Source organism: Coprococcus intestinihominis (assembly GCF_040096555.1).
GTDB classification, from domain to species: Bacteria; Bacillota; Clostridia; order Lachnospirales; family Lachnospiraceae; genus Coprococcus_A; species Coprococcus_A intestinihominis.
Genome location: NZ_JBBMEK010000170.1, coordinates 1 through 7,243 on the forward strand (window position 1 = coordinate 1; position 7,243 = coordinate 7,243).

At 44.9% G+C, this 7,243-nt stretch carries 4 protein-coding genes; all 4 read right to left on the reverse strand.

All coding sequences use genetic code 11. The features are described 5' to 3' along the window. Nucleotides 1-3,389: DUF4011 domain-containing protein (locus tag WMO25_RS12400; protein ID WP_349085554.1), on the reverse strand; the 3,389-nt coding region annotated here is incomplete at its 3' end. Then, nucleotides 3,379-5,508 (reverse strand): FtsW/RodA/SpoVE family cell cycle protein, encoded by a 2,130-nt coding sequence (locus WMO25_RS12405; protein WP_349085555.1) that lies wholly within the window; start codon nucleotides 5,506-5,508, stop codon nucleotides 3,379-3,381. The genes WMO25_RS12400 and WMO25_RS12405, both read right to left, overlap by 11 nt. Beyond that, the gene (locus WMO25_RS12410; RefSeq protein ID WP_215690253.1) at nucleotides 5,505-6,293 is read right to left on the reverse strand and encodes an OmpA family protein; all 789 of its coding nucleotides are present in this window, start codon (nucleotides 6,291-6,293) and stop codon (nucleotides 5,505-5,507) included. The genes WMO25_RS12405 and WMO25_RS12410 overlap by 4 nt, the downstream gene beginning before the upstream one ends. 69 nt (nucleotides 6,294-6,362) lie before the next feature. Further along, nucleotides 6,363-7,243, reverse strand: an 881-nt coding sequence (locus WMO25_RS12415; protein WP_349085556.1) for a hypothetical protein, incomplete at its 5' end; no start/stop codon positions are given.

Here is a 7,243-nt window from a genome sequence, read left to right on the forward strand (position 1 = left end):
TCATGATCATAGTCTGCCATCTGCATGATATTTTCTGTACACTGTTTCAAACCCAGATACTGATTGGCAATTTTTTTATAAAACAAACGGTCTGAACGAAATGTCTCATCCGGAGCCAATGCTTCCTCTTCAATATAGTTCTGCAAAATACCGTAACTTTCTTCATCAATGGCCAGTGTATCCAACCGGTCCATCACCAGCTTCATTCTTCTGTCGGCTTTCTGCCACAATGTCCAGTCAATTTTACTTCCGTTTTTCAACACTTCCGTTTCAAGTGCAGATAATTTACCCACATCATGATACTGTTCCTGCAATGCCATAAGCTGTTCCAACTGTTCAGGCAAATTCTCCGCTGTAACCTGTTCCGGATCTTTGGCATATTTCCTCAACATTCTCAAAACACCTGAACGCTGCATACGCGCCAATCTGCCATCGCCATTTCCGGCTATCTGCAGTTTTTTCTTCTCATACGCCAAGTCCTCAGAGAAAATTTCCCTGTCGTAAAGACTGTCAACGGTTCTCAAAACTTCCTGTATAGCCGCAGTCTTCTCATATGCCTGCTCAATATCTTCAAAAGAATGATCTTTATCCAGAAGTTCTGCCATATATTCCGGATAGATCACTGCATGAGACAAAATATCTGCCAGTGAAATATACACTTTGAAGTTCACAGTGTCACAGTCAGCAATCCCAACCTTCTGCTTCATGCCGGCCACATCTTCACGAAGATGCGCCATACAACTGAACCACTGCTGCATTTCCTGACGCAGCTGCTGTTTCTCATGCCGTTTAAATTCTTTTGTACGAATCTGCTGCAACGGATGCTGGGACGGAATTGTCCCAAGAGAAGCCACGGTATGTTTCAGAATTTCCAATTGCCGTTCCCAGTCCGCCAGGTCTTCCTCCGATGCAAGCATTGCCGTCGGAATATCAAAATGAACGCTGTCCGGTGCATCCTGATATTTTTCAAGGATTCTCATTAACTCATACAGCGATTTGCCACACTTTGCAGGGATATGCAGTCTCTCAATCAATGTCCGGATCATTTTGCGTTTCTCCATCAACTGATCTGCAGTCCGTGCATACAACGGCACATTTTTCTCATCCGCCAGTTTCAGTGTCTTTGCGAACTGATTCAGCACATGAGATTTGCTGGCTTTTTTGGCATGCAGTTCCAGACAAAACGGTCCAAGTCCGATGTCCTGGAGCCGACTCTGAACAACTTCCAACGCCGGCATTTTCTTTGCAAGAAACAATACCGTTTTCCCCTGATAAAGGGCATTGGCAATCATATTGGTAATCGTCTGGGATTTGCCGGTTCCGGGCGGTCCATGCATCACAAAGCTTTCTCCCCGGGAGGCTGCTTCAATAGCAGTCAACTGAGAGCCATCTGCGCTGACCGGTGTCACCAGCTCGTCCGGTCGAATTTCCCTGTCAAGCTGTGCCCTGCTCATAAAAACATGCTCCGGTTTCCACAGCAGATGACCATTCACCAAACTGCCCACCAATGGCTGCGCTGCAAATTGATCACCATGGTCATGCAAATCCTTCCACAGCATATACTGTCCAAAGGAAAAGATGCCGATCATGGCTCTCTCTTCCACATCCCAGCCCTTTTTCAGTTTTATTGCTTCCCGTACTGTCTTAAACAGAGCCTTATACGCTGTTTTTCCTTCATCATCCATCGGCACCGTATCCAGATGCGTCAAATCGATGCCATATTTCTGTTTGAGCATCTCAAACAGTGTAATATTCATCTGCCACTCATCATCCCGGATAGTCAATGTATAATCCGTATCCGCACGCCCACGCTCAAGGGACACCGGAATCAATACCAGTGGTGCATAACGGTCCGCCGTTTCATCTTTCTGACGCCATTTCAGAAAACCAACCGCCAGATACAGAACATTTGCGCCGCTTTCTTCCATAAAGGTATGGGCCTGACGATATAAATATTTCACATAGGAAGCATAGGTCTCCCGATTCAAAAATACACGAATACGCCCGCTGTGCAGTTCCCCTTCTGTCAGAGATTGAAACTGCTGACTCAACCGGTTTTGCTCATCCGGTTCTGTCACCTGCTTTCTTTTCAATGCCAGTTCATCCGGTGCTTCAAGGATTCGGAAGCATCTGCCCTCCTGAAGGCCTGCTGTCAAAGCAGCCATCTGAGGCATCGTTCCCATCACCGTCAGCTGTTTACCTTTAAAGGAAGTACTCAGCAAAGTGTTTCGAAGTGTCATATCCAGAATCTTGCGTTCCCAATAATCCATCTTCGTCATTGTATGATCTTCTTCAGGAAGAATATCCAGATCATCCTCTTCATAAAAAGCATCACTATCCACCGCTTCTGTTCCCTGACCCGGCAGTTTTCCACCATTTTCCTCAGACATATCATCATGAATCTCTTTCAGCGGCATCGGCCGGATACCGCCCTGTCGGGCCCGCTTAATATCCACCACATATTCAAATCTGGCAAAGTGTTTATCCGTACAATTCATCGCCGATGTAAAGGATGTATTGCCGGCATAGTTGTCCATCAGTGTACATTCCACCATGGCCAGTTCTCCCAGTTTATTGTAAGAACGGCTTTCTACACTGGCCCGGTCATCAATAACAGTCTTTTCAAAGGAAGCATCTTTCAGCCAGCATCCCGCAACTGCATGTCCATGCAGGATCATCACCAGGGGATTCAGACTGGCTGCTTCCAGACAGGACGCATACAAAACAGCCATATCAATGCAGCATCCCAGCTTATTCGCCAATGTAAATCCCGGCATACGTACACGCTGGCCACGATCCCAGTTAGCCGGCGGATAACAGTAACTGATCTGTTCTTCCTGAATGACTTCAAAAATGACCTGCATCTGACGCAGCACTTCCTGTTTACTGCCATATCCGCTGAATGCAATCCCCTCCTGAACGCCCAGGCGCTTGCCTGCCTTTGCAAGAATTTCCAATACTCTTCGGTCATTTGGTGTCACAAAAGTTGCAAGCAGTTCCGGATGATCATTGGACAACCACTGGTCATAGGGCAGCACTGTTAAGGGAAACGCCTCTTTGTAAACGGCCTCACTCTGACCATCCGCCGGCATCAGTTCCACAATAATATTGCCCTCCAGTTTCTCATTGTAGCTCAGCAGTTTCTCAGGATTAATTACCAGATTCGGTTCATTGATATCTGCACGTTCACCAGCCTTGATCTCATCGATATGACCGATCCATGATTCCGCAAAATCCGGGACAAAAGACAGTTTAATCTGAAGCCCGCGTACCGTCTCTTCCCCGTCATTGAAAATTTTTATTTTCCATATCTTATCCAGATCATTCAAATGACGAATATAGTTTAATTTCTTATCATAGGTCATCTCCACTCTGAATTTATAAACCATCTTCATCCTCTCCTTCGTCATCCCAATTGTCAAAAATCGTATTTTTTCCGCTGTCTCTGCCACGACGCATCCGGACTCTTTCATCTTTAGCCGTTTTTTTCATAATTGCTTCGCTCATGCTTGTATCTGCTGTCTCACTATTATCATCAACTTTCACGGTATCATCGTCCTCTTCGATATCATCGTCTTCTTCGATATCACCGTCTTCTTCGATATCATCGTCAGCTTCCCATGTATCATCATCCGCTTCCACAGTATCATCCTCCTCTTCAATACTGTCATCAAAATCAGCTTTATCCAGATCAGCTTTTACAATTTTATACATTTTTCCGGCGCCTTTGCCCAATCCCCTGCCGGTGTTGCGAACTGTCTTTTTCAACATACCGCAGATCATAAAGCATATTGTTTTAAATTTATTATCTGCCTGTCTGTTCTGCTCCGTCACATTGATAAAAGAAACAGTCATCAAAAGCCCGACCATAGCAAAACAAACCAGCATAGAAGTCGTACCCACCGCAATAAATGGCAAAGTAATACCTGTTAACGGGAAAACCCCCAGATTGCCGCCGATAATAAACATCGCCTGCACAAATAACATCAGCGTCAGGCCCATGGCCACCCCATGATGAAAAGATGTCGTCTCAAGACTTCTCTGAATACGGGTTCCCTCACGAAGCAAAATCATATTCAACAGAATCACAAAAAATCCCATAGCAAATCCAAAGAAGCTGACCATCGACGCGAAAATCATATCGGATTCCATAACGGCGATATACATAAATTCATGACTGCCCGAACCGGTCAGACCGCCAATCTGCATGGCTCTGGACGCCTGATTCGTCTGATAAACAGCATCTGTCTTATTCATGTCTCTGACTCCAAGGAATTTTTCCTGCAGGTCCTTCGGAAGCATCGGAAGAACAAAACGCTGCACACATTTATTGTATAAACTCAGAACAGCCCCTTTCACCTTATGGACAAGGCCATGACCTGTCTCATCATATAATGTTTCCGCTGTATTGCCCCAGAAATCATCGTGGCAAAAAGTCTGTAAGTAGGCGCTTCGGAAATCCGAATTTCCTACCAGTACTGTCAATACCTCCTCCGGCACCTTATCACCTGTCAGTTGCCCACTGGCTTCTTCAAACGACGCTTTCTCAGCATTATTCATATCTTCCAGAACTTTTTCTGCCAACTGACGTGTCATTTCAACACCGGAGACACGATTGCCCTCATCATCCGTCACATCTTTCAGCTCACCAGCAAACATTTTGGTAAATGATGCTGCCGGTGCTTTCGCCAGAGCTTCCTGGTAAATGCCGGAACCAACAGATAAAAGAATAATTACAGCTGTTGCCCCTGCCAGCAGGACACCGCCAAGCCACCATAACTTATTTGGAAAAATGAACAGAAAAATCAGAAAAACAATGCCCATCACAATCAGCGTACCGAACTCGGAAATAATCCCCAGGCACACAATATTGCCGAACATATACAAAACAGCCAGACCGGCGCGTATGAAGCTTTGTCTCCTGCTCATCTGCTGTTTGCTCAACAGACCTGCAATGACAAAGACAAAGAGAATTTTGACAAATTCTGTCAGCTGAATGCCATGAAACCATGCTCTGACACCGCCAACAGACTGACCGGCCACCAACAGTAATCCATAAATAGCAAATGTAAGTACAGCCATACCAAAAACGGCAAAATCATTGCTGAGTATCTTATGAAAACGCGGATAAATCACCAGGACGGCCAAAATTGCCAAAAAGCCAAGAATATAATCCGTATTTACAGACTTATAATCCATCTTTATCGCCTGCCCGGCTTCCCTGAGTTCATCTGCATGATAATAATAGACTTCCTGACAGGCATGGATCAGATTACCCACCGTTGCCAACATAAATACGGCCATCAGAAATCTCTTATTAGCCCCCAGCTGCTCTGCAGCCACAAGCAGAACAATGGCAGACAACATCAGCCAGAATTCAATATTGCCAAACTCGTTTAGAGCCCCCTTTCCGGCTGCCTCAAAAGCACAGAACAAACTGAACAGCAGAAATAAGAGCAGCTCTTTATAATTTTTCACCCATTCACTCATCTTCCGTTTAGCACTCATTGTGTATCTCCCCTTTCCAGAATACCCTGCAGTTCCTGAATCATTTCTTCATCTTTGAGTCTGAATTTGACCTCCACACGTCTGGATTTCGTCAGATTCACTTTACCGTCCGCATCATAAACCGGATTACTGAAAGAGCGTCCATTGGCTGTAATGACTGAACGCAGTTGTTCTTTCTGCTCTTTGCTCAGGCTGCTGTCAGAAAGACAATACTCCACAACAGATAATGCCCTGTCCTGACTGAGCCCCAGATTATACATATAGCCGGAATCCGTGTCTGTATGGCCTTCAATAATAATCTCAGCGATATCATCTTTAAATTCACTGCTGAACAAAACACCTATATAAATCGGCAGGAAACGATCCAGAAATTGAATGCCTTCGCCCTTTAATTCGGATTTACTTCGGTCATATAAAATACTGGCATCAAAAACAATGGCTCCTGTCTGCTGATCGATATTGATGGCAATCTCCTCTTTTGAAAATTCCTGATTCAATGCCTCTATAATCTCCTGCTTAACACCGATAATCTTGTCGATTTCTGCCTGTTTCTCCTCCAGTTCCTCCTTTAATTTCAAATACTCATCTGCCTGCTTTTCAAGAAGGTCCTGTCTGGCCAGCAATTCTTCATTCTGTTCTGCCAGTTTTTCCTTGTAATCATTCAATGCCACGATGGCCACTGCGATGACCAGTACAAAAATCAACAGAAGTGCTGCCATCATATCTGAATAACTCTGCCAGTAACTGACATTCTCTTCCTTTTTTACATGATCTCTTCTCCGCATAGTTGTCTTTTACTCTCTCCTCTTATATCCAGGTGCACGATCTCACTTACATTTTACAGGATTCCCTGACTACTTTCTTCCCCATCTGGACCAAAATGGCTGACTTCTCTCTTCTTCCAGCTGAAGCAGTCTTTCCTGGAAAGCTTTCTGCTCTCTGATCCAGGCATCCATCTTCTCGTTCAATACTTTGCTCCATTTTTCCTCATCCTGCTGCATCCCTTTTGACGGCAGTTGGATTTTGCCGGTACCTGTCAGAGAAGACAGTGTATTGGCAATCTTCGCATTCAGGAACACAATATCTTCCTGGGTCTTCGCCAGCTTCTGAAGTTCTTCTGTCAATTTCTGCTGAACAGCCTGGCTTTCTTTGGCATTCGCCTCAGTCTGTGCAGATACATAGGTCAGCATCTCTTTGATGCCTGCACTCTGGATATTTTCAATATTCTGTGCACTTTCCTGCTGAAGTTTCTGCATAGTGGTCATATAACCGGACAGCATATCCTTGATACCATCAAGCTGAAGCGGATCCTCTTCGCGCTCAGCGATGATTTGAGCTGCCTTTGTAAACTCAGTCAGGCTTTCACTCAACTGCTGCTGATTAGCACTGATTTCCTCGCATGTCTGATCAAGATTTCCTTCATGTTCTGCCATGACTTTTAGAAGTTCATTCTGTTCAACGGCCATTTCCTTCATCACCTTCTGCTGGGTATCCGTCATTTTCTGAACATCTTCCGACCACTGGGTCATATTTTCAATCACTTTTGCAGAATCCTGGGAAGTTTGCGTCAGAAGCGGAATATAACCGCTCAACTGTTCCAGAATAATACCGGCATGTTCATTGATCTGAGAAGTATCCTTACTTGTCTTGACAATCTGCTTAATCAGCCGCTGCAGCTCAACACTCATTGTCTTCTGCGCCTGGCTTAACTCATCGACACTTTCACCAAGAGCCT

Excerpts from the sequence above, each read along its gene's own strand:
- WMO25_RS12405 (WP_349085555.1), bottom strand. The coding sequence starts at position 5,508 with ATGAGTGCTAAACGGAAGATGAGTGAATGGGTGAAAAATTATAAAGAG.
- WMO25_RS12410 (WP_215690253.1), bottom strand. The coding sequence starts at position 6,293 with ATGCGGAGAAGAGATCATGTAAAAAAGGAAGAGAATGTCAGTTACTGG.